At 65.5% G+C, this 20,005-nt stretch carries 25 protein-coding genes and 1 tRNA gene; 8 read left to right on the plus strand and 18 right to left on the minus strand.

Features of this window, described 5'->3' with window-relative positions:
* Positions 1–76 precede the first annotated feature (76 nt).
* Positions 77–652 (minus strand): preprotein translocase subunit SecG, encoded by a 576-nt coding sequence (gene secG / locus CRO22_RS11380; protein ID WP_097070271.1) that lies wholly within the window; start codon positions 650–652, stop codon positions 77–79.
* 198 nt (positions 653–850) lie between these two features.
* On the opposite strand from secG, the gene CRO22_RS11385 reads away from it, so the two are divergent.
* Positions 851–2,149: an adenylosuccinate synthase gene (locus CRO22_RS11385; RefSeq protein WP_097070272.1), complete on the plus strand. Its 1,299-nt coding sequence runs from the start codon at positions 851–853 to the stop codon at positions 2,147–2,149.
* Positions 2,149–2,394 (plus strand): DUF2842 domain-containing protein, encoded by a 246-nt coding sequence (locus tag CRO22_RS11390; protein ID WP_097070273.1) that lies wholly within the window; start codon positions 2,149–2,151, stop codon positions 2,392–2,394. The genes CRO22_RS11385 and CRO22_RS11390 overlap by 1 nt, the downstream gene beginning before the upstream one ends.
* A gap of 68 nt (positions 2,395–2,462) precedes the next feature.
* Here CRO22_RS11390 and CRO22_RS18875 read toward each other — a convergent pair whose 3' ends face one another.
* A complete protein-coding gene (locus CRO22_RS18875) occupies positions 2,463–4,784 on the minus strand; it encodes a hypothetical protein (protein ID WP_176518625.1) in 2,322 nt (773 codons plus the stop codon).
* 167 nt (positions 4,785–4,951) lie between these two features.
* On the opposite strand from CRO22_RS18875, the gene CRO22_RS11400 reads away from it, so the two are divergent.
* A complete protein-coding gene (locus CRO22_RS11400; RefSeq protein ID WP_097070275.1) occupies positions 4,952–5,605 on the plus strand; it encodes a thiamine diphosphokinase in 654 nt (217 codons plus the stop codon).
* Here CRO22_RS11400 and CRO22_RS11405 read toward each other — a convergent pair.
* Positions 5,535–6,485, minus strand: coding sequence for a DMT family transporter (locus CRO22_RS11405; protein WP_097070276.1), 951 nt, complete (start codon positions 6,483–6,485; stop codon positions 5,535–5,537). The two genes, CRO22_RS11400 and CRO22_RS11405, sit on opposite strands and share 71 nt — an antisense overlap.
* A 124-nt stretch (positions 6,486–6,609) precedes the next feature.
* On the opposite strand from CRO22_RS11405, the gene CRO22_RS11410 reads away from it, so the two are divergent.
* A complete protein-coding gene (locus CRO22_RS11410; RefSeq protein ID WP_097070277.1) occupies positions 6,610–7,344 on the plus strand; it encodes an alpha/beta fold hydrolase in 735 nt (244 codons plus the stop codon).
* 3 nt (positions 7,345–7,347) lie between these two features.
* Here the strand turns inward: CRO22_RS11410 and CRO22_RS11415 are convergent, their stop codons facing one another.
* From CRO22_RS11415 to CRO22_RS11440, 6 genes are all read right to left on the minus strand, one after another.
* Positions 7,348–8,037, minus strand: coding sequence for an aspartate/glutamate racemase family protein (locus tag CRO22_RS11415; protein ID WP_097070278.1), 690 nt, complete (start codon positions 8,035–8,037; stop codon positions 7,348–7,350).
* Positions 8,037–8,753: an ABC transporter ATP-binding protein gene (locus CRO22_RS11420; protein ID WP_097070279.1), complete on the minus strand. Its 717-nt coding sequence runs from the start codon at positions 8,751–8,753 to the stop codon at positions 8,037–8,039. Before CRO22_RS11420 ends, CRO22_RS11415 begins: the two co-directional genes overlap by 1 nt.
* A gap of 3 nt (positions 8,754–8,756) precedes the next feature.
* A complete protein-coding gene (locus tag CRO22_RS11425; RefSeq protein WP_097070280.1) occupies positions 8,757–9,539 on the minus strand; it encodes an ABC transporter ATP-binding protein in 783 nt (260 codons plus the stop codon).
* A complete protein-coding gene (locus CRO22_RS11430; RefSeq protein ID WP_097070281.1) occupies positions 9,536–10,510 on the minus strand; it encodes a branched-chain amino acid ABC transporter permease in 975 nt (324 codons plus the stop codon). The genes CRO22_RS11425 and CRO22_RS11430 overlap by 4 nt, the downstream gene beginning before the upstream one ends.
* Positions 10,511–10,513: 3 nt before the next feature.
* On the minus strand, positions 10,514–11,383 hold the full coding sequence (locus CRO22_RS11435; RefSeq protein ID WP_097070282.1) for a branched-chain amino acid ABC transporter permease: 870 nt from the start codon (positions 11,381–11,383) through the stop codon (positions 10,514–10,516).
* A 69-nt stretch (positions 11,384–11,452) separates the two neighbouring features.
* Positions 11,453–12,640: an ABC transporter substrate-binding protein gene (locus CRO22_RS11440; protein WP_097070283.1), complete on the minus strand. Its 1,188-nt coding sequence runs from the start codon at positions 12,638–12,640 to the stop codon at positions 11,453–11,455.
* Positions 12,641–12,800: 160 nt separating this feature from the next.
* On the opposite strand from CRO22_RS11440, the gene CRO22_RS18665 reads away from it, so the two are divergent.
* Positions 12,801–13,559, plus strand: a complete 759-nt coding sequence (locus CRO22_RS18665) for a GntR family transcriptional regulator (RefSeq protein ID WP_176518626.1) — start codon at positions 12,801–12,803, stop codon at positions 13,557–13,559.
* 4 nt (positions 13,560–13,563) lie between these two features.
* Here CRO22_RS18665 and CRO22_RS11450 read toward each other — a convergent pair whose 3' ends face one another.
* From CRO22_RS11450 to CRO22_RS11485, 8 genes are all read right to left on the minus strand, one after another.
* A complete protein-coding gene (locus CRO22_RS11450) occupies positions 13,564–14,418 on the minus strand; it encodes an energy transducer TonB family protein (RefSeq protein WP_097070284.1) in 855 nt (284 codons plus the stop codon).
* Complete coding sequence (gene exbD / locus CRO22_RS11455; protein WP_097070285.1) at positions 14,415–14,879, minus strand: TonB system transport protein ExbD; 465 nt, start codon at positions 14,877–14,879, stop codon at positions 14,415–14,417. Before exbD ends, CRO22_RS11450 begins: the two co-directional genes overlap by 4 nt.
* Positions 14,879–15,652 carry a tonB-system energizer ExbB gene (exbB, locus tag CRO22_RS11460; RefSeq protein ID WP_281254753.1) on the minus strand — a complete coding sequence of 258 codons (774 nt, stop codon included), beginning with the start codon at positions 15,650–15,652 and terminating at the stop codon, positions 14,879–14,881. Before exbB ends, exbD begins: the two co-directional genes overlap by 1 nt.
* 355 nt (positions 15,653–16,007) lie before the next feature.
* Positions 16,008–16,313, minus strand: coding sequence for a hypothetical protein (locus tag CRO22_RS11465; protein WP_097070287.1), 306 nt, complete (start codon positions 16,311–16,313; stop codon positions 16,008–16,010).
* 31 nt (positions 16,314–16,344) lie between these two features.
* Entirely contained in the window at positions 16,345–17,025 is a 681-nt protein-coding gene (locus CRO22_RS11470; RefSeq protein WP_097070288.1) for a DUF6538 domain-containing protein, read from the minus strand.
* 75 nt (positions 17,026–17,100) lie between these two features.
* Positions 17,101–17,174, minus strand: a tRNA-Gly gene (locus CRO22_RS11475).
* Positions 17,175–17,229: 55 nt separating this feature from the next.
* Positions 17,230–17,583: a hypothetical protein gene (locus tag CRO22_RS11480; RefSeq protein ID WP_097070289.1), complete on the minus strand. Its 354-nt coding sequence runs from the start codon at positions 17,581–17,583 to the stop codon at positions 17,230–17,232.
* A 1-nt stretch (position 17,584) separates the two neighbouring features.
* On the minus strand, positions 17,585–18,142 hold the full coding sequence (locus CRO22_RS11485) for a hypothetical protein (protein ID WP_141399441.1): 558 nt from the start codon (positions 18,140–18,142) through the stop codon (positions 17,585–17,587).
* Between the two features lie 158 nt (positions 18,143–18,300).
* Between CRO22_RS11485 and CRO22_RS11490 the strand changes: the two genes are divergently transcribed.
* Both CRO22_RS11490 and CRO22_RS11495 read left to right on the plus strand, forming a co-directional pair.
* Entirely contained in the window at positions 18,301–18,639 is a 339-nt protein-coding gene (locus CRO22_RS11490; RefSeq protein ID WP_097070291.1) for a hypothetical protein, read from the plus strand.
* Positions 18,636–18,836 carry a hypothetical protein gene (locus CRO22_RS11495; protein WP_097070292.1) on the plus strand — a complete coding sequence of 67 codons (201 nt, stop codon included), beginning with the start codon at positions 18,636–18,638 and terminating at the stop codon, positions 18,834–18,836. The genes CRO22_RS11490 and CRO22_RS11495 overlap by 4 nt, the downstream gene beginning before the upstream one ends.
* Before the next feature lie 244 nt (positions 18,837–19,080).
* On the opposite strand, the gene CRO22_RS11505 is transcribed toward CRO22_RS11495, so the two are convergent.
* Complete coding sequence (locus CRO22_RS11505) at positions 19,081–19,317, minus strand: hypothetical protein (protein ID WP_097070294.1); 237 nt, start codon at positions 19,315–19,317, stop codon at positions 19,081–19,083.
* Between the two features lie 418 nt (positions 19,318–19,735).
* On the opposite strand from CRO22_RS11505, the gene CRO22_RS11510 reads away from it, so the two are divergent.
* Positions 19,736–19,921, plus strand: a complete 186-nt coding sequence (locus CRO22_RS11510; RefSeq protein ID WP_097070295.1) for an Arm DNA-binding domain-containing protein — start codon at positions 19,736–19,738, stop codon at positions 19,919–19,921.
* The last annotated feature ends 84 nt before the right edge of the window (positions 19,922–20,005 follow it).

The following is a 20,005-nucleotide window of genomic DNA, read 5'->3' on the forward strand; positions in this document are numbered from 1 at the left end:
GGTTGCCCCTAAACATTGTGGAGAGATGAAGATGGGACGCGCGCCGAGGGCGCGCGGGACAGAGCTTCGGAGCGCCTCAGTTCGAGGCGGGGGCGTCCGAATAGGGCGAGACGCCCATCGGCAGCGCCGGAGTTTCCGCCGGGCTCTCGGCCGGCGTGTCGGTTGCGGCATCGGCCGCCGGAGCTTCCTCAGCGGGGGCTTCGTTCGCGGGCGCTTCGGCCGCAGGTGCCTCCGTCGCCGGGGCGTCCGCGGCAGGGGCCGCATCGGTTGCGGGTGCGGCCGGAACCGGCGGCAGCATCGGTTCATCGGCCGCCGGCGGCGGGGCGCCGACGAGCGGCGAGCCGGTTTCGGCGGGCGCCTCGGCGGGCGCGGTGATGCTCAGAGTGTCAAGCACCGACCCCTCTTTCGCGGCCCGCGCGGCAAAAACGGTGAGCGTGATCGAAGTGGCGAAGAACGCGGCCGCAAAGACCCAGGTGACCTTCGAGAGCGCATTGGCGGCCTGACGGCCGGTCATCACGCCGGTGCCACCGCCACCGCCCCCGCCGCCCATGCCGAGCCCGCCGCCCTCGGAGCGCTGCAAGAGCACCACCCCGATCAGCAGAAGCGCCAACACGAGGTGGACGACGAGAATGACGTTCTGGACGTTTTCCATGAGGGGCGCGCGCCTTCTTTCTATCGACGCGCCTATCTAGGCGGATGGGGCCTCGCGCGCAACCCCGTTTGCGGGGCGCTGAGGCGCGCAGTCGCATGATCGTGGGGGAAGTGGGGCCGATTGCGGCGAAAAAGCGGTTCCCCCCGCCCGCCCGGCTCGCTATATGTCGCACGGTTTCACACCAGCGGAGAAAGATGCATGGCCAACGTGGTGGTTGTCGGCGCCCAATGGGGCGACGAGGGCAAGGGCAAGATCGTGGACTGGCTCAGCGAGCGCGCCGATGTCGTGGCCCGGTTTCAGGGCGGCCATAACGCGGGCCACACGCTGGTGATCGGCGGCAAGGTCTACAAGCTCAACGCGCTGCCTTCGGGCGTGGTGCGGGGCGGCAAGCTCTCGGTGATCGGCAATGGCGTGGTGCTCGACCCCTGGCACCTCTTGAAAGAGATCGCCGCGATCCGCGAACAGGGCGTGCAGATCACCCCCGAGACGCTGATGGTGGCGGAGAACACGCCGATGATCATGCCGTTCCATGGCGAGCTGGACCGCGCCCGCGAGGCGCAGGCGGCGGGCTCTAACGCGAAGATCGGCACCACCGGGCGCGGCATCGGCCCCTGCTATGAAGACAAGGTGGGGCGGCGCGTGATCCGCGTGGCCGATCTCGCCGATGCGGCGACGCTGGCGACGCGGGTGGACCGCGCGCTCATCCACCACAATGCGCTGCGCGAGGGGCTGGGCCTGCCGCCGATCGACCGTGACGCTCTGATTGCCGATCTGCAGGCGATTGCTCCGGAGATCCTGCAATATGCCAAGCCGGTCTGGAAGGTGCTTGGAGAGCTGCGCAAGGCGGGCAAGCGGATCCTCTTTGAAGGCGCGCAGGGCTCGCTTCTGGACATCGACTTCGGCACCTATCCCTTTGTGACCTCCTCGAACGTGATCGCGGGGCAGGCGGCGACGGGCGTGGGGCTTGGCCCGAATGCCGTCGATTACTCGCTTGGCATCGTCAAGGCTTACACCACGCGGGTGGGCGAAGGCCCGTTCCCGACTGAGCTGAAGGACGAGGATGGCGAGCGTCTTGGCACGCGCGGGCATGAATTCGGCACGGTCACGGGGCGCAAGCGCCGCTGCGGCTGGTTCGATGCGGTACTGGTGCGCCAGACCTGCGCGATTTCGGGCATGAACGGCATCGCGCTGACCAAGCTCGACGTGCTCGACGGGTTCGAGGTGCTGAAAATCTGTGTGGGCTACGATGTCGATGGCGTGCGCTACGATTATCTGCCCACCCAGGCCGCGCTGCAGGCGAAAGCCGTGCCGGTTTATGAAGAGCTTGAGGGCTGGTCGGAAAGCACGCAAGGCGCGCGCTCGTGGAACGACCTCCCCGGTGCCGCGGTCAAATATGTGCGCCGCATCGAAGAGCTGATCGGCTGCCCGGTGGCGATGCTCTCGACGAGCCCCGAGCGCGATGACACGATCCTTGTCACCGACCCGTTCGAAGACTGATGGCGCTCTCTTATCGCACCCGTCGGCGGCTCTCGCTGCTCGTTCTCGTGCTGGGGCTGCCAGCCTATATCGTGGTGGCGGTCTCGGCCGTGGCCTGGGCCGAGACGCGCTGGGGCATGCTGCCCTGGTGGGGCTCGGTTCTGGTCTATGTCGTGCTGGGCTTCCTCTGGATCGTGCCGCTGAAACCGATCTTCATCGGTGTCGGCAAGGCCGACCCGGAAGCGCCTCCCCCTGAGCAAAAATGAAAACGGAGGGGCTTTGCCCCTCCGTTTGCTGATTGGCCTCGGCGGGCGCAGGCGCGCCCGCCTCAGGGTCAGGCGCGCCGCTCGAAGAACCGGCTCGCCTCGGTGATCGCATATTGGCCGCGTTTGACCTTGGCGATCTTGCCCTGACGCAGCAGCGTACCGAACACCCGCAACCGGTCCTCGCGGCTGATGTCCTCGGTCTCGAGCGCGGTCACCTTGCGCATGATCTGCGGCGGCGAGAAATGCGGCCGTCCCTCGACCTGCGCAGTATAGGCCGCGGCGGCCTCGAGCAATTCGGCCAGACCTTGCGGCGCCCGCGCGCGGGCGAATTCGGCAAACCCCGTTGTGGTTTCATCTGCAGCGGTTGCTGAGCCGTCCTCCTCCGGATCGCAAAGGTCGTCCTCCGCGCGCAGGCGTTGCAGGCTCGCGGTGCTGACCCGGCGGGGACGCACCGCCTGGGCATGGGCTTCTTCGGTGCGCGGCAGGTGATCGACGCGTTGTTCGGAGACGAGCACGAGAGGGGCCGGACGCAATTCGGGCCGGGCGCCGGAGACGGCGGCGCGGGGCCCGGACTCGGCCAGCCCCAGCGGGCGGCGCGGGCGCACGGCCTGCCGCAGATCCTGACGATAGGGCTCGGTCTCGTCGGTCTCGATCTCGGCCCGTGCGCGGGCACCGGCGCGCCGGTCCGCCACTGTTGCGGCCACGGCGGCCTTGAGATGGGCAATCGCCGAGATCCGGCGCTTGCTTTCGCTGCCCGCCATCTGTGCATCGGTTTTCTCGAGGAGCCGCGACAGATCTCCTTCGGCAAGCGGCTGCGGAGCCCGGGTCGCTGCGGGGACGGGCGCGACGGAGGGCGCCACTCCCGGGGCGTCGGGCGTCTCTGCGGGCGTCTCTGCGGGTGTTTCTGCGAGCGTCTCGTCCGGTATCTCCGCTGCGCTGTTGGCTGTGCCTCCCGCGTCGAGATCTGTTTCGGTCTCTGCGGCGTCTGTTGCCGCATCCCATGCTTCGGGCGTATCCTCGGCCGGGGCGGCGGCGATCGGAGCGGGGGCATCTTCGGTCTGCGGCAGCAGCGCCGCCTCGTCCGGAATGGCCTCGGCCAGAGCATGTTGCACGGCGGCAAGGCTGCCCCAGTCGGAATCGTCGGGCAGGTCTTCGGCCAGCGTTGCGAGTTCCGCCATCAGCGTGTCATCGGCCTCCGGGACCTCCGCCGCGATCTCCGCTTCGGTGCGGGTCGCGCTGTCGGAGCCGAGCTGGGCGGTCACCGCGGCAAGCAGCGCCTCGGCATCTTCCGGCACTGGCGCGGCTTCGGTTGGCGCGGCGGCATCAATCGACGCGATCTCCTGTGCGACGGGGGGCGCCGGTTCGGCGCGGCGCAGCTTGATCACCCGGGCGCGGATGACCGGACGCGCCGCAGCGGGGGGAGGCACCACCTCTTCCGCTGTCACCTTGGCGTTGTCTTCGGTGTTGTCTTCCGCCGCTGTTTGCGCGGTCTGGCGTGCCTCGGCCTCGGCCTCGGCGCGCAGCTCGCGCGCTTTCTCCAGCTGCTCGACTTCGGCCATCGCCAGGCGCGCGGCGCGACGTTCGGCGCGCCGGCGCTGCCTCTCGCGCTGGATCCGCTCGGCCTCGTCAATCCGCTCTTCTTCCGGGGCATCCGCGGCTTGCGATTCGGTCGCCGGCGTGGCGGGGGGCTGCTCCGCACGCGCCGTCTCGATCCCTGCCTCGAGATCCGCCTCGATGCCCGCGTCATCCGCGAGCGCAGCCGTCTCGTCGGCGCTCAGCGGGCCGGAAATGTCGAGCGCGAAGCCGAAGTCAGCGACGCTTGCAACCGGTTCCTGCGGGGCGTCCGGTTCGACGTCGAAATCCGGGGTTTGGGCCGCGGGCGCCTCCGGTTTGCTCGCTTCGGGCGCGGGCGTCTCAGCGGGGAGCGGTTGCGGTTCGCTGGTGGATGCGGGCTCCGCGCGGGCATGGGCGACCGCGGCGCGGATCCGTTGCAGCTTGGCGGCCACCGAATCCGAGACCGGATCGGCGGCAGGCGGCGCCTCGGAAGAGGCGCCCGAGGCCGCGCCATAGACCGGCTCCGGATTCGGCACGGCCTCGGGGGCGATCACTTGCTGCGCCGAGGGCACCACGATGCCCGGGCCCTCTTCGCTGCCCGGTGCGCCGATGCGTGGGCGCAGCACCACGCCGTTTTTCTGGATCTTCGCCTCGACCCGGCGCTGGATCTCACGCTCGGCGATGCGGTGCAGCATCTCGGCATCGGGTTGCGGCGGCTCGGCGCCGAAGTAGCGGTCATCCGCCGCCAGATCGCGGAAATATTCCGCGATCGCCTTCATCGTGTTGAAAGGCTCGTCGAACCCCTCGAGCGTGCACGAGAAGGTCCCGTAGGACACGGTGAGAATCTTGCTCGCTCCAACCATTGACCGTCGCCTTCTACTGAACTCGTCACGTTCACCATGACCGCCCAAGTCGTTCTTTCGAGTGAACGAATTGGGGCAATATTGTGGAATCTTCGCGTTTGCGCTTGAGTTCTCTCGCCTTAATCGTAACCAATCATGCCATGTCGGAGATGATTGTCCAATCTGAAGGCGGGGTCACGCTTCTGGGGGGCGGGGTCGCGGAAGCGGCGGATGTCACGAAGGCGCTGGCGCTGGCTCCCGCCCTCGTGGCGGCCGATGGCGGGGCTCAAACCGCTTTATTTCATGGGTTTACGCCGCAAGCGGTGATCGGCGATCTCGACAGCCTCAGCGCAGAGGCGCAGGCAAGGCTTTCCGACCGGCTGCACCGGATCGAGGAGCAGGACAGCACCGATTTTGGTAAATGCCTCGATCGGGTGGCGGCGCGATTCTATCTCTGCCTCGGGTTTACGGGGTTGCGACTCGATCATACCCTTGCCGCGCTCAGTGAAATCGCCGCACGGCCCGCGCAGGCGGTCGTGCTGATCGCGGAAGACGAGGTGATCTTTCGCGCCCCGCCACGATTTCGACTTGATCTGCCCGCGACCACGCGGCTTTCCCTTTACCCTATGGGCCCGGCTTCGGGGCGGGCGGAGGGGCTTTTGTGGCCGCTTGAAGGGCTCGAGTTCACCCCCGCGGGCCGCGTTGGCACCTCGAATGAGGTGACCGGGCCGGTCACGCTCGAGATCACCGGGCCGATGCTGGTTCTGGTGCCGAAGGCGCATCTGGGCGCGGTGCTCGCAGCGCTCGTGCCGTGACCCGTTCGCGGTGGATCACATAAAGCCCGGAGCCGGTGATGATCGCCACGCCGACCCAGGTGAGCGCATTCGGAAAATCTCCGAAGACGAGATAACCAAAAAGCGTGGCGGTGAGCATCTCGAAATAATGGAGCGGTGCCAGGGTCGAGGAAGGGGCGAATTTCAGCGCATAGCTCATCGACATGTGGCTGATGGTGGAGGCGAGGCCAACACAGAAGCACCAGAGCCAGAAGATCCCTTCGGGCGCCTCAAAACGGAGCTGGCCAATCTCGAATGTCCCGCCAAGCGTCAGCACCGGGGCAAGGAGCACGATCGCCGCCCAGGCGGTATGAAGCTGCATCGGCACAGGATGCATGTGGCGCGAGAGCGCGCGGGTGAGCAGGATATAAAGCGCGAAACTCACCGCCGTGCCGAGCGGGTAAAGCGCCACCGCGCCGAAGGTGATGAAGGAGGGCTGGATCACGAACAGCGCGCCGATGAAGCCCACGACCGAGGCGCCAAGCCGCCGCGGCCCGACCTCTTCGCCCAGAAAGAACCGGCCGATGAACAGGATCACGAACGGCTCGACAAAGGCGATGGCGAGGGCATCGGCAATCGGCATCACCTGCACCGCGGCGACGAAACTGTAAGTGGCGGTGATCGAGACCGCGGCGCGCGCGAAGGTGATGGCGGCGGCGCGCCGCGTCATCCTGAAAGGATGCCGGAGCAGCACCACGATTGGCAGCATCAGAAGCGCCTGGGCCACATAGCGCCCGAGCGTGACGGTGCCCACCGGCACCGCCTGCGCAGCAAGTTTCGAGGCGACGTCGATGAGCGGCGCGATGGTGCAGAAGCCGAGCATCAAGACGATGCCGGGCAGGATGCGGTCCGTTGTGGTCATGCCTCCGCCTAGCCCGGCAGCAAGAAACCGTCCATCCCGAAAACGACGCCCCCCGCGGCGTTTCGCGCCGCTTGAGAAGGGCGGGGCAGGGGGCTAGGCTCGCCCCGCCAGCAAGGAGGACCCGATGACCGAATTCTTCACCACGCCCGAGGGCCACCGCATCGCCTATCAGAAGCGTTCGGGGAGCGGCCCCGGCGTGATGTTCCTGCACGGGCTGCATTCGGACATGTCGGGCGACAAGGCCGAGGCGCTCGACGCTTGGGCGGCCGCCAATGGCCGGGCCTTCGTACGCTTTGATTGCTCGGGCCATGGCCAATCCTCCGAGAGCTACCCCGAGACCTCGGTGAAGGACTGGTTTGCCGATGCCAAGGCCGTGCTCCACGAGATTGCCGAGGGGCCGCAGGTGCTTGTGGGCTCCTCGATGGGGGGCTGGCTTGCGCTTTTGCTCGCCCGAGAATGCCCCGAGAAGGTGGCGGCGCTCGTGACCGTGGCGGCGGCGCAGGATTTCACCGAGGACGGATACTTCGCCGCGCTGACCGACGAGCAGAAGACCGCGCTGATGGACCAAGGCTATGTCGATCTGCAATACGGGCCGCAACCCTACCGGATCATGAAAAAATTCATCGTCGACGGGCGCGATCACTTTGTCATGCGCGATCCGCTGCCGCTGCCCATGCCCACGCGGCTCTTGCAAGGCTCGCTCGACCGGTCGGTGCCGCCCGACTGGGCGGTGAAGCTCTTCAACCATGCCGAGGGGGAAGACATCCGCCTGACCATGGTGAAAGGCGCCGATCACCGCTTCTCGGCACCCGACAACATCGCGCTGATCAAGGCCACGCTTGAGGCTTTGCCGGTGTGAGCCTCAGCGGCGGGGCGGCGCATACCCGCCCAGCCGCGAGGTGGTGAGGCCAAGCCGCACCAGCGCCTCGGCCTGCGCCACGGCGCAGACGACGCCATCCAGCACCGGCAGGCCGTGGGTCTCGGAGAGCCTTTGCGCGAGGTCGGTCATGCCCGCGCAGCCCAGCACGATTGCCTCGGCGCGGTCATCGATGATGGCACGGCCAAGCTCGGCACCGATGCGCGCGCAGGCATCGCTGGCGGGGTCTTCAAGCTCCAGCACCGGGATCTCCGAGGCGCGCACCCGGCCACAGCGGGCCATCAGCCCGTAGCGCGTCAGGTTATGCTCGATGGCGGGCACCGAGCGGCCAAGCGTGGTGACGACAGAAAACCGGTTTGCGAGCATCGCCGCCATGTGGAACGCCGCCTCGCCGATGCCGAGCACGGGCTTTTCGGTCACGCAGCGCGCCGCATCGAGCCCGGTATCGTCAAAGCAGGCGATGATCACGGCGTCAAAATCATCCCGTCCCCGGATCAGGCCCAAAAGCCCAGCGAGGCTCATCGCCTCGTCGTAATAGCCCTCGATCGCGGCGGGGCCATGGGCCGGGTTCACCGCCACGATCTCGGTGCCGGGGCTTGCCACGCGGCGTGCGGCGGCGCCGATCTTTTCGGTCATCGCCGCGGTGGTGTTGGGGTTGATCACCAAAAGGCGCATCAGAGGTCTCCGCCGAGGTAAGCCGCCTTGATGCGCGGATCTGTCATCAGCTCTTTCGAGGCGCCGGTCAGCGCCACGGTGCCGGTTGAAAGCGCATAGGCGCGCGAGGAGATCGACAGCGCCATGCGGCTGTTTTGTTCGACCAGCAGCACCGAAACGCCCTCGTCGCGGCTGATCGCCACGATGGAGCGAGCGATGTCCTGCACGAGTTTGGGGGCAATGCCGAGCGAGGGTTCGTCGAGTAAAAGCAGCTTCGGCGCCGCCATCAGCGCGCGGCCAATCACCATCATCTGTTGCTCGCCGCCCGAAAGCGTGCCCGCCTGCTGGCCGTAGCGCTCCTTCAGCCGCGGAAAGCGGGTGAGCACCGAGTCGAGCGAGCGCGCGATCCCCGCCTTGTCGGAGCGCGAAAAGGCGCCCATCAAGAGGTTGTCCTTCACCGACATCAAGGGGAACACCCGCCGCCCCTCGGGCACCATGGCAATGCCCATTTTCACGATATCCGCCGGGGCGCGCCCGTCGATCCGTTCGCCGCGATAGGTGATCGTGCCCGCGCGCGGTTTGCGCAGCCCCGTGATGGCGCGCAAGATCGAGGATTTGCCCGCGCCATTGGCGCCAATCAACGCCACCGTCTCGCCCTCGGCCAGATGCAGCGACACGCCCTTGAGCGCATAGACGTGGTCATAATAAAGTTCAATGTTTTCGAGGCTTAAAAGCATGTCTTACATCCCGATGGCGGCATCTTCGGAGCCGAGATAAGCCTCGATCACCCGCTCGTTGGCCTGAATTTCAGCCGGCGTGCCCTCGGCGATCTTTTCGCCGAAATTGAGCACCACGATCCGGTCGGAGATCTTCATCACCGCGGGCATGTCATGCTCGACCAAAAGCACGGTGATGCCGCGCTCGTCGCGCAGCCGCCGCACCAGCGCCACCATCCGCATCGTCTCATCGTGGTTCATCCCCGCGAAGGGTTCGTCGAGCAGCAGCACCGTGGGATTGGTGGCGAGCCCGATTGCCATGCCAAGCGCGCGCAAATGCCCCTGCGGCAGGTTTGAGGCGAGCTCATCGGCAATCGCGCCAAGCCCGAGAAAGCCGATGATCTCGTCGGCAGAGGCCGCAAAAGCCGCCTCATCGGCGCGCGCCGCGCTGGAGCCGAAGAAAAAGCCCGCAAGCGAGGCCCGCGCACGCAGGTGGTGGGCAACGATCACATTTTCCCGCACCGTCATGGAGCGGAAGATTGTCGTTTCCTGAAAGGTGCGCACCACGCCTTTGCGCGCCACGGCATGCGGCGACAGGTTCGAGATCCGCGCGCCGCGGAACAACACCTCGCCCGAGGTCGTGCGCAGGAACGAGGAGATCATCTTGAAGAGCGTGGATTTGCCCGCGCCATTCGGGCCGATCACCGAGAGGATCTCGCGCTCGCCGACCTCAAAGGAGATGTCATTGTTCGCGACGAGCCCGTCAAAGCGCTTGGTCACATGGCGGATCTGCAGGATCGGGCTCATTTTTCACCCCCTTTGCCGCGCAGCATCGCAGGCAGGCTCAAAAGGCCGTTCGGCACCACCAGCATCGCCGCGATCAGGAGCGTCGAATAGATCAGCATCTGGTATTTCGCCGCCGCAAAAAGGAGCGACCAGCCGAAGTAGAGAACCAGCGTGCCGAGCATCGGGCCGAACACGAAGCCAAGCCCGCCGAGGAAGCAGTTGAGTATGAAGTTGACGCTGTCGGCGACCTGAAACGACGAGGGGTAGATGGATTGCGAGATCACCACGAAACCCGCCCCCGCAATGCCGCCCATGAACGACGAGATCGCATAGGCCAGCACCCGCAGGAAGGCGATGTTGACGCCGATCGAGGCGGCGAGGTCTTCATTCTGTTGCAGCGACCGGAACAGATGGCCAAGCCGTGAGCGGGTGATGCGCCAGAGCACAAGGTAGGCGAGGCACATCAACGTGACGGCCATCAGGTAAAAGGCGAGCTTCGGGTTTTCGAGCGTGGCGAAATCGGGCAGGAGCGTGATGCCGAAGAGCGACACTTCGCCGGGCAGCGGGATCGAGGTGATGCCGCGCGCGCCATTGGTGACGGGCAGCGCAAGCGCCGAGAGCCGCGCCACCTCCGTCAGCACCAGTGTCACCATCGAGAAGTAAACGCCCCGGAGCCGCAGGATCGGCAGGCCGATCAGCACCGCCAACGCGGCGCAAAAGAGCCCCGCGAGCGGCAGCGTTGCCCAGAAGTTGAAGCCGAGTTTGGTGATCAGCACCGCAGCGACGTAACCGCCCACCAGCGCATAGGCGCCTTGGCCGATGTTGATCCGCCCGATGTAGAAGGTGAGCCAGACCCCCGCCGAGCCGATGGAGAGAAGCGCCACCGAGGTGAGGGTGTAGTAGAAATCCCACCGGCCGGTGAGGGTGATCAGCACCGGCACGCCGATGAAGAGGGCGACGAGAAATGCCGCCACGGACAGAAAACGGATCATGGCTCAACCCCAGGGTTTGCCCATCAGCCCCTGCGGGCGGAAGGCGAGGAAGATCAGGAGCGACACGAAGATGACGAGATAGGTGATGTCGCCATAGGCTGCGAGAAGCGACAGGCCGACGCTTTCGAGCATGCCAAGGATGAAGCCGCCGGCGATGGCGCCCGAAATCACGCCCGCGCCGCCGATCATGATCATCATGAAGGCCTTGATCGAGGTGGGCCCGCCCATGCCGAGGTTGACGCCCACGATGGAAACCAAAAGCCCGCCCACGAGCCCCGCGAGCATGGCGCCAAGGGCAAAGCCGATCATCGAATAGCGCCCGACATCGACGCCCATCAGCTCGGCGGCCATCCGGTCTTGTGCAAGCGCGCGCATCGCGCGGCCCGTGCGTGAGAGGCGCATGAAGAGGATGAAGGCGGCGATCAGCGCCACCGCAAGGCAGCCGATCAGGATCCGGTCATAGGGCATGACGATGCGGAAATCCCAGTTGAACACGCCTTGCACGATCTTCGGGATGCCGCGTTGTTTTTCGCCAAAGACGAGAAGCGTCACCGCATCGAGGAAAAACGCGATCCCGGCGGCAAGCAGCATCGTGCTTTCTTCGCGTTTCGAGCGCCGGATCACGGGGGCAAACAGGAACCGCTCGGCAAAGGCGCCAAGGGCGGCAAGCGCCACAGCCGAGCAGATCAGCCCGACGACGAAGGGCAGATGGAACTGCGCCACCACCGTATAGGTGATGAACCCGCCCAGCACATACATTTGCCCATGCGCGAAATTGAGCACGTTCATCAGTGAAAAGATGAGCGTGAGGCCGAGCGCGATCAGCGCATAGGATGCGCCAAGAAAGAGCCCGTTGACGATGATCTGCTCCATTCCGTCCCTCTCCCCGGGGTGGAAAGACCCGGCCTTGGGCGGCCGGGTCCGGTGTTGGCAAGGCTCAGTTCAGTCGACCGTGGCCACGAAGAGCGTCTCGAAGCTGCCGCCCTGATATTCGTTCACCACGAGCGGCACCGAAAGCTGCCGCTTTTGGCCAAACGAGGTGGTGCCGACATAGGTCAGCTTTGCATCGCCCTTCATGAACGGGTTCGGCGCCTCGAACGTGTCCATCTCCGCCTTGAAGGCGGCGATATCGGTGATGGATGCCGGGGCGGCCTTCATCGTGTCGAGGATATATTCGAGCGCATAGACCTTGGTGTTCGACTCGTCGTTATATTCGCCGAACATCTCGGTGTATTTCGCCACGAACGCCTTCATGTAATCCGAGGCGATCTCGGGGGTGGAGGCGCCGCCCACGGAGATGAAGCCGTTCGCGGCATCGCCTGCGCCCTCTTCGATCACCTTGGCATCCTGTGCTGTTTCAGTCGAGATCAGCCCGGTATAGCCAAGATCCCGCGCCGAGCGGATCAGTTGCGGCGCGGCGGCGGGGGCCACACCCGAGAGGACAAGCAGATCGGGTTGCGTTTTCAGCACCGGCAGCAGCACCGGGGTGAAGTCGGTCGTGTCGACCTGATAGGTCACATCCGACGACGTCACTTCAAGGCCGAGCGCCGTGGCAGCCTCGACGCCGCTGTCGCGTTGGCTCAGCGGGTCGGATTCATTCGCAGCAACAAAGGCGACCTTCGCAACGCCCTTGTTTTCTTTCAGGTATTTGTAGATCGCCGGGCCCGATTGATAGCTCGCCACCATGCCGAGGATCGCGTTTTCGGCGGGCTTGGTGTACAGCTCTTTCGGGAAGGCATAGGGGACATACATGATGTCATTGGCCTCTGCCACCGGGCGCACTGCGGCGGCGCCGTCATCGACGTTCGGGCCAATCACGTAATGAATGCCCTGCTGCGCCATCTGCTCCATGCCGGCAATCGCGCGTTTGGGGTCTTTCTGGTCGTCGAAGGTGACGATCTCGATCTTGTAGGTGGTGCCGCCGATCTCGACGCCGCCCTTTTCGTTCAGCATCGCCGCCAGCGTCTGCATCGAACGCACGTTCGAGGTGCCCCAGGCCGCGGCCGGCCCGGAGGTGACGCCGACAAAGCCGATCTTCAGCGTGTCTTCGGCCTGAGCCGTGGCGGCAGAGAAGGTGAGGCCCGCCACGACCGCAAGCGCGGTGGTGCGAAGCATGGTGCGTCTGTTCATCGTGGATACTCCCTTGGGACCGTCGTTGTTCGGTGCGGTGGCCGGTTCCGGGCGCTTGGCGCGGCGGCTGAGAACAGGGAAAATATTGTTAACAATCCTGTCAACTTTCCTGTTAAGCTTGCGGTCACCACGCCGGGCGCTTGTTGAGCGGGCGCCCGCCATGTATTTCCCTGTTCTGACAGGCAGTTTCGAGATGGCTCCGATGACCGACGGCCCCGAGAGAGAAATCGATGATCCCGCTTCTGGTGAGGAAATCACCGAAGCGGAGATCGTGGAGCGTATTTTCGAGGCAGTGATGGAACGGCGGCTGGCGGCGGGGACCAAGCTTTCCGAATCGGAACTGTGCAAGGCCTTCGGGGTGGGGCGGATGCGGATCCGGCGCGCATTGTTGCTTTTGGCGGCGCGCGAGGTGGTGGAGCTGCGCTCGAACCGCGGCGCCTATGTGGCCTGCCCGAGCCCGGCGCAGGCGCGCGACGTGATCGAGGCGCGGGCCGCACTTGAGCCCGCCGTGGCACGGCTGGTGGCTGAGCGCGCTTCGCCCGAAACACTCGCGGCGCTTGCAGCGGTGCTGGAAGAGGAGGCGGCGGCGCATGCGCGCGGCAGCCGTCACGAGGCGATCCGGCTCTCGGGGCAGTTCCATCTGCGGCTTGCCGAGGCGAGCGGCAATGCCACGCTGGTGCGGATCCTCAAGGATCTGGTCACGCGCAGCTCGCTCATTGTGGCGATTTATGGTGCGGCCGGGCTCGAGACCTGCCGCGACCATGATCACGCCACGCTGCTCGCCGCGCTCCATGCCCGCGATGGCGCCGAGGCGGAGCGGGTGATGGCGGCGCATCTGGCCGATATTTTCGCCACGCTCGATCTGTCGGGGCGGATGCCCGCGGGGCTCGACCTCGCGCAATTGCTCGCGCGCCCCTGAGCGCTCAGCGCGCGAATTTGATCGCCAGCGAGAAGCTGTAGCCCGGTTTTGTGAGTTCTTTGGGGGCGGCGGGGAAGCTGCCCGCCTTGCGCACCGCCGCGAGCGCTGCCGCATCGAGCGCGGCATTGCCCGAAGAACGGGTGACGGAGGCGGCGGCGAGTGCGCCGGTGGGGCTGACCGTCAGCGCTACTGTCACCGTGCCCTCGGCGCGGCCCGCGGCGCTCGGGTAACTCTTGCGCCGCTCGACGCGCGCGCGGATTGCGGCCCCCCAGCGGCTGAGCAGCGATTTCTCGGCCCCCGCAGAAAGGTTTGCCTGCGCAGCTTGCCCGCCCGTGCCTGCACCGGTGGCCCCGCCCGCGCCCGCTGCCCGGCTCGCCGCGCGGCTCTCGGCGCGTTGCGGTGCCGGCTTTGCCTTCGGTTGCCGCTCCGGCGGCTTTTCGGCGCGTTCGGGTTTCGGCTTCGGCTTGGCTTCGGGCTTCACCTCGGGGGGCGGTGCCGGCTGCTCGATTTCGGGCGGCGCGATTTTCGGCGGTTCGGGCGGCAGCAGGATCGGATCGGGCAGAACCACCTGCGGGATTTCGATCACCGGGGCGGTGAGCGGCAGCGCCATCTGCGGCGGGGCAAGCTTCACCTCGGGCGGCGGCAGATCGACGAAAGCGGCCTCGATCGCCTCGAAGCTTTGCAGATCCTCGCCCCCCGCGCCCGCGGCGACAAGCGCCGTGGGGGCCGCCTCGGTGCGGGCGAAGACGGCGAGCGCCGTACCATGCAGCACGAGCGAGACCGCAAGCCCGGCGAGCACCACCCGCGCGCCGGACGGGGGGGCGGCACCCGCCTCCTGCAGGGCGAGCGAAAGGCTCACGGCGCGGCCCCGGCGCTGGGAGCAAGCGCGCCTGCGATTGCGTCAGCATCGGCTTGTTCGAGGCCGACGAGGCCAACCCGCAGATAGCCCGCCGCCCGCATCCGGTCGAGCAGCGCCATCATCTCGCCATAAGCCACGGCCTTGTCGGCGGAGACAAAGATCCGCGCCTCCCGGTCGCCCTTGGTGGCGGCCTCGATCGCCGGGCCAAGCGCCTCTGGCGTGACCGGATCGCGGCCCAGAAGCAGCGCGCCATCGGCCCGCAGCGTGACGACGACCGGATCGGCGGGCCGCGGCGAGGGCTTGCTGGAGGCCACCGGCAGATCGACCGGCACATCGACGGTCGACAGCGGAGCCGCGACCATGAAGATGATCAAAAGCACCAGCATCACATCGATGAAAGGGGTGATGTTGATCGACGCCTCGGGCGCGAGATCATCCTCTTCGGAGAGCCGCAGCGCCATTATTCCGCCACCAGATGCAGCGCGCGCGTGGCCTCGGGCTGATGGCGCGCGCGGTCAAGATCGCGCGAGAGCGTGCGCTCGACCAGCGCCGCCGCATCGGCAAGCGCGGCCCGGTAGCCGCCGATGGCGCGGGTCAGGTGGTTGTAAAGCAGCACCGCGGGAATGGCGGCAACAAGGCCAAGCGCGGTCGCCATCAGCGCCTCGGCAATGCCGGGCGCAACCACCGCAAGGTTCGAAGAGCCGCTCTCGGCAATGCCGACAAAGGCGTTCATGATCCCCCAGACGGTGCCGAAAAGCCCGACGAAAGGCGCGGTCGAGCCGACCGAGCCCACCGCCGTCACCCCGGATTGCATGGCGCGCGCGGCCCCTGCCTCGATCCGGCCAAGCTCGATTGCCACACGCTCCTTCACGCCGACATCGGGGAGCCCTTCGGAAGCGCGCACCTCGGCGCTTGCGGCGGCCGACATCTGTGCCACCACCCCCCGGGGCAAAATGGCGCCAAGACGCCCTTCGCGCGCCAGAAGCCGGTAATCGCGGCCAAGCGCCCGGCGCGCGCGTGCCAATTGCACCAGCTTGCCCGCCCAGATCGCCCAGGCCAGCACCGAGGCGGCCAGAAGCCCCAGCATCACTGCTTTCACCAGCGTATCGGCATCCATGAACATCGCCAGCGGTGTGAGCGCATCGGAGGCCGCCGCCTCGCGCAAGGCCTGCGCAAGGCCGGTGGCCCCCAGACGGTCGAGGAACAGGATCAACGCATCATCGCTCGGGGACATGGGGGCCTCTTCTAGCAGCTGCGGCGCGGGAGCGGAACAGGATTCGAATCCGCGCATATGCGCTCCGGTTCTCTCTGCATGAAGTTTATCCTTTTTGTCAACTTAACATCGGGACGCAGAGAGGCCGCGACAGCGGGACGGTCGTAGAGGGCGGACCCCGCACCGGGGGGGCGGGTCGCGGCAGGGGATTTGCAGGTGCAGGCCAGCGCCTGACACGCTAAGGAAGCGCCATGCGGGTGTAGTTCGATGGTAGAGCCCCAGCTTCCTAACTATCCGTTCAAATCACGAATTTCAATTGAAATTCAATCGGATGGCCGCGACAGAATCCCCAAATTGTAGGCAGTCTGTAGGCGTTTCAGGGATTGGCTGCACGCCATAGTTTCGTCTGCCGCACGGTCTCGATGGTCGTGTTAAACGGCGATATGGACGTTCCCAAGAACGCCCGATGCGTCCGGGCTCGCATATGGACCGTGTTGCGCTCAAGGCGCATTGCATGAAGGCGCCCTTGTAAGGCCGCATCAATGATCCCCTCTTCGGCAGCGACGTCAATATGCCAGAAGAAGTTTTGTAGGGTGAGTTGGGCGAGCCGGTCTTGGACGTTCCCGTTAATCGGCCTTAGCGATCTGACGAAGTCGGCATAACGATACTTCTGTCCGTGCATCAGATTTCCCGCCAATGCGTGATGAAGCGCATCAGGCAGCAATGCGCTGCCACGGCAAAGGGCTGGCCTTCACCCGGTCCAGCATGTGATCGCGGACGGCGCGGGCGTCTTCGCGGGTGATCGCGGTCAACAGAAGATCGCGCCCGATGGCGGCGATTGCGGCCTCCACGACGCGGCGCGCAAGCCCGACAACGCGGCTGTCCGTCTCTGCGCTGTCCACTTTCAGATGCTCTTTCAGGTAGAGCCGCAGCGCATCCCCCAAGGTGGGCTCCGGGGGCCTGTAGCGTTCCGGCCCGAGGCGCAGAAGGTTGACCGTGTGGCGCGCGACCGGGGGCGCTCCGAGGGGCTCATAGCCGTCTTGCGGGAAGCTGTCCGCCAGCGCATCGGCGGCCAGCTCAAGGGCCTCTTCCGTCGCCCCCTTGGTGATTAGATCGGCCCGACGCCGCAGCGCCTCGGCATAGGCTTCGCGCTCCGTTGCTCCCGGCCCCGATGCCGCCGCGGCCCCGGCAAGCCGCCGCTTCGCCGCCTCGATCTCGCGCTCCACTTGGGCCTGAAGCTGCGGATAGGCGGCAAGGGCCTCCTTCCGGGAATCGCCCAGTTTGCGTTTGAACTCGCGCTTGGTGATGACCTCGGAAACGTCTTTGGGAACGCGGCGGCGGTATTGCCAACTTCCCGATTTGGATTGCTCAAAGTGCTTCAAGACAAGTCCCATGGGTGCCCGAATGTGCACCGGAAGGGACGCAAGTGCCAGAAGATATTGAGAAAATTGACCGCAAAGGGGGTCTGATGGAGCGGGTGAAGGGAATCGAACCCTCGTCACTTGCTTGGGAAGCAAATGCTCTACCATTGAGCTACACCCGCAGCGTCCTCTTCGTTACCGTTTCGGCGTGCCGGCTTCAAGCTGAAAGTGGTCAAGCTACGCTGTTTCGCAGCGCCAAGCTGAGTGACCCTTGCCGCGATGGAAGCGTTCGATCTCTGCCTCTGCCAATTCGGCCAAATCGTTCTCATGCGCACAAAAGGCGATGGCATTTGCCCCGGCGTCGATCCCCGTTTCGCCGGTCCCGACCGCCAGCGCCCAGGAGACAGCCGGGGTGGACCCGCTCTTGAACTCCTTGGGGAAGGGCAGGGTGATGATGTCGGCGAAGGCAGTGCCCAGCGTGGTGATGCTCACCACGCTGGTGCAGGTCATCGTGCCATCGTCGCGCATGTGCCAGGAGCCATTCGCGTTGGCGCCGCTGTCCACAGTGATGACGGATGCGTCAAGGCTCATCTCAAACCCCCCATTGGTAGAAGCCGGTGAAGGCGGCTTGCGGGCGGATGTTCTCCACCGCAGCGCCCCCGGAATTGGCGACGACGACGGCAAGGATGCCGTCTTTCTTGCCCAGGTAATTCGCCGTCTTGAACTGGACGGTGCCGCCGCGCTGGCGGCGCACCGGACGGAATTGCAGCGTTGCGCCGTCGTAGATCAGCCGCCCGGTGATCACGTCATAGGAGGAGCCATCGCGCGCGTTGAGCCACAGTTGCAAGTCGCCGTCGATCCGCGTGCCCTGCTTGAAGATCTTCACCGTGGTCTCGCCCGGGACGAACGTGATTTCCGGCGTCTCCCACGTCCAGCCCTGCATGCCGGACGGCCCAGCCACGTCGCTCGCCGCAGCCATCGGCGCCGGATCCGCGTCGAGCGGGCGCATGTGCTGCGGCCCGATCACGCCGGGGCGCATGTGGTGCACCGCGGTGCCCACGCCAATGATCAGGTTATCGCGCATCCCGAGGCTGGGCCATTTGGTCTTGATGCCGGTCTGATCGCTCGCGCCCTTGAGCACGTTGCCCATGATCAGCACCCGGTTCAGGCGCTGATGGGTGTAGATCTGCGCGGCCCACCCCCGCGCTCACTGCGGCCATCGCGGCGGCGCGCGCGCGCACCCTTGCCGCTGCGGGCGGCACCGTCCGGCGCGAGGATCTGGCCGCCGCGGCCCTGATCTGGGATGACGTGGCCGCCGCGCCCTTCGTGGGCCCGGACGGAGAAGACCGCTTTCAGCGCCGATGGGCGACCCTGCGCCGCACCGCCGCAGCGGCTCTCGCCGCCGAAGGCGCGGCCGCGGCGGCCGAGGCGCTGGCAGGCCTCCAGTTCCGCGACCTGCGCCGCACCTTCGGCGCACTCTCCCGCGCGGGCGGCGCCACGAAAGACGACACCGCCGACGTGCTCGGCAACTCGGCCGCGGTCGATCAGCACCTCGCCGATATCTACATGGCGCCGCAGCTCGAAACCTCCGGCCGCGCCGTCACCGCCGTGCAGCGGCCCCAAAAGCAGGAAAGGAAGAAGGCATGAGCGAGCCCGCGCCGATGATCTTCGGCTTGGCCATTCACGTGGTCGAGGAGGGGACAGAGATCTCTGGCCCCGACGGAGCGAAATTGATCGTCACGAATACGAATGTCGTTCAGAGCGGAGGCAAGCTTTACTGCACCGCTCTGACAATAGAGGCACTCCGAGCCAACTCGGTGAAAAATTCCAAGGCCATGCTATGAGCGCCGCGGTCGAGATCCGGGGCAGCGGCGATAGCTGGGCGGTGTTTCACAGCGGCCATCAAGTTGGCCTGAGCCAAACCCACTGCGACAAAGCCTGCGCGGCCGCGAATGTGCTCGAGCGACGCCTGAACGAACGGCCGCGCGCCTGCCTATGTTGCGGTGCCAGCTTCATCAGCTCCGGCTTCGGCCATCGTCTCTGCACCACCTGCCGCGCAAAGGGGTAATGCCTCTTCGCGCCTGCCGATTACTTGACCTTCCAGCCTTTCAGCCCCTTGAAGGTGTCCTTTACCATTTTTTCGATTTCTTGTTTTCCGAGGCGCATGGCTTCCGCCTTGATATCCCCATAGCGCCCGAGCTCAGCGCCACATGCTTTGCACTTTGCCGTGTCGTTATCAGTGTAATTTTCAGGCAGTTCGAGCGTGGCCGGGTTGGCTCCGCACTGCTTGCAGACGAAAGTGAATTTGAGGTGATCTTGTGTCATGAAAACTCGCCCCCAAAACTTGTTGATCAAGCGATGATGGGGGCGAATCTGCCTTGGGTCAATAAAGCAAAAAGCCCCGCTTCGAGCGGGGCTTTTTCATGCGCGCGTGGTGGCTTCCGTACATCGTCCGAAGTCGGACAAGTTCGGACGTCGGACGATGACTGTTTTTGTCAGCAACTAAGCGCTTAATTTTATTGGGTTATTGGCTCCGGCGGTAGGGATCGAACCTACGACCAATTGATTAACAGTCTAATTTTTCGATCCAACATAGCCTAAATTTGTAAAACTATCCGTGCCCAATAATGACATAAAAATAAATGGAAAATCGCCAAGTGTTAGGTTAAGTTCCTAACTTGGGGTAACACCGAAAAACACCTTGATCTGTTACCCCAGTGTTACCCCAGAGGGCAAATTGGCCATGGCGAAAGCGTTGACGACCAAGGCGGTTGAAGCCGCGAAACCTGACCCGGCGAAGCGATACGAGGTGCCCGACCCGGCGCTGTCGGGGCTATATCTTGTGGTGCAGTCCAGTGGCGTGAAGTCCTGGGCGTTGCGCTATCGGTTCGGCGGCAAGCCCGCAAAGCTGACCCTAGCAGGTCGCTGAAATAGTCGGCCTCGACCTTGGATGCAGAACATGATTCACCCCTTCTCACGGCGAGAGGGGATCATGATGCGGGGCACGGACGAG

Source organism: Rhodobacter maris (genome assembly GCF_900217815.1).
In the GTDB taxonomy this organism is placed as follows: Bacteria; Pseudomonadota; Alphaproteobacteria; order Rhodobacterales; family Rhodobacteraceae; genus Rhodobacter; species Rhodobacter maris.

What these genes read in the sequence shown, in the direction of transcription:
- CRO22_RS11495 (WP_097070292.1), top strand. Translation starts at nt 18,636, where the DNA reads ATGAGCGAGCCCGCGCCGATGATCTTCGGCTTGGCCATTCACGTGGTC.
- CRO22_RS11485 (WP_141399441.1), bottom strand. Translation starts at nt 18,142, where the DNA reads ATGGGCAACGTGCTCAAGGGCGCGAGCGATCAGACCGGCATCAAGACC.
- CRO22_RS11405 (WP_097070276.1), bottom strand. Translation starts at nt 6,485, where the DNA reads ATGACCACAACGGACCGCATCCTGCCCGGCATCGTCTTGATGCTCGGC.
- CRO22_RS11415 (WP_097070278.1), bottom strand. Translation starts at nt 8,037, where the DNA reads ATGCGCCTTTTGGTGATCAACCCCAACACCACCGCGGCGATGACCGAA.
- CRO22_RS11400 (WP_097070275.1), top strand. Translation starts at nt 4,952, where the DNA reads ATGTCGGAGATGATTGTCCAATCTGAAGGCGGGGTCACGCTTCTGGGG.
- CRO22_RS11430 (WP_097070281.1), bottom strand. Translation starts at nt 10,510, where the DNA reads ATGATCCGTTTTCTGTCCGTGGCGGCATTTCTCGTCGCCCTCTTCATC.
- CRO22_RS11410 (WP_097070277.1), top strand. Translation starts at nt 6,610, where the DNA reads ATGACCGAATTCTTCACCACGCCCGAGGGCCACCGCATCGCCTATCAG.
- CRO22_RS11435 (WP_097070282.1), bottom strand. Translation starts at nt 11,383, where the DNA reads ATGGAGCAGATCATCGTCAACGGGCTCTTTCTTGGCGCATCCTATGCG.
- CRO22_RS11510 (WP_097070295.1), top strand. Translation starts at nt 19,736, where the DNA reads ATGGCGAAAGCGTTGACGACCAAGGCGGTTGAAGCCGCGAAACCTGAC.
- secG (WP_097070271.1), bottom strand. Translation starts at nt 652, where the DNA reads ATGGAAAACGTCCAGAACGTCATTCTCGTCGTCCACCTCGTGTTGGCG.
- CRO22_RS11420 (WP_097070279.1), bottom strand. Translation starts at nt 8,753, where the DNA reads ATGCTTTTAAGCCTCGAAAACATTGAACTTTATTATGACCACGTCTAT.
- CRO22_RS11465 (WP_097070287.1), bottom strand. Translation starts at nt 16,313, where the DNA reads ATGCACGGACAGAAGTATCGTTATGCCGACTTCGTCAGATCGCTAAGG.
- CRO22_RS11440 (WP_097070283.1), bottom strand. Translation starts at nt 12,640, where the DNA reads ATGAACAGACGCACCATGCTTCGCACCACCGCGCTTGCGGTCGTGGCG.
- CRO22_RS18665 (WP_176518626.1), top strand. Translation starts at nt 12,801, where the DNA reads ATGTATTTCCCTGTTCTGACAGGCAGTTTCGAGATGGCTCCGATGACC.
- exbD (WP_097070285.1), bottom strand. Translation starts at nt 14,879, where the DNA reads ATGGCGCTGCGGCTCTCCGAAGAGGATGATCTCGCGCCCGAGGCGTCG.
- CRO22_RS11385 (WP_097070272.1), top strand. Translation starts at nt 851, where the DNA reads ATGGCCAACGTGGTGGTTGTCGGCGCCCAATGGGGCGACGAGGGCAAG.
- CRO22_RS11505 (WP_097070294.1), bottom strand. Translation starts at nt 19,317, where the DNA reads ATGACACAAGATCACCTCAAATTCACTTTCGTCTGCAAGCAGTGCGGA.
- CRO22_RS11390 (WP_097070273.1), top strand. Translation starts at nt 2,149, where the DNA reads ATGGCGCTCTCTTATCGCACCCGTCGGCGGCTCTCGCTGCTCGTTCTC.
- CRO22_RS11470 (WP_097070288.1), bottom strand. Translation starts at nt 17,025, where the DNA reads ATGGGACTTGTCTTGAAGCACTTTGAGCAATCCAAATCGGGAAGTTGG.
- exbB (WP_281254753.1), bottom strand. Translation starts at nt 15,652, where the DNA reads ATGTCCCCGAGCGATGATGCGTTGATCCTGTTCCTCGACCGTCTGGGG.
- CRO22_RS11480 (WP_097070289.1), bottom strand. Translation starts at nt 17,583, where the DNA reads ATGAGCCTTGACGCATCCGTCATCACTGTGGACAGCGGCGCCAACGCG.
- CRO22_RS11425 (WP_097070280.1), bottom strand. Translation starts at nt 9,539, where the DNA reads ATGAGCCCGATCCTGCAGATCCGCCATGTGACCAAGCGCTTTGACGGG.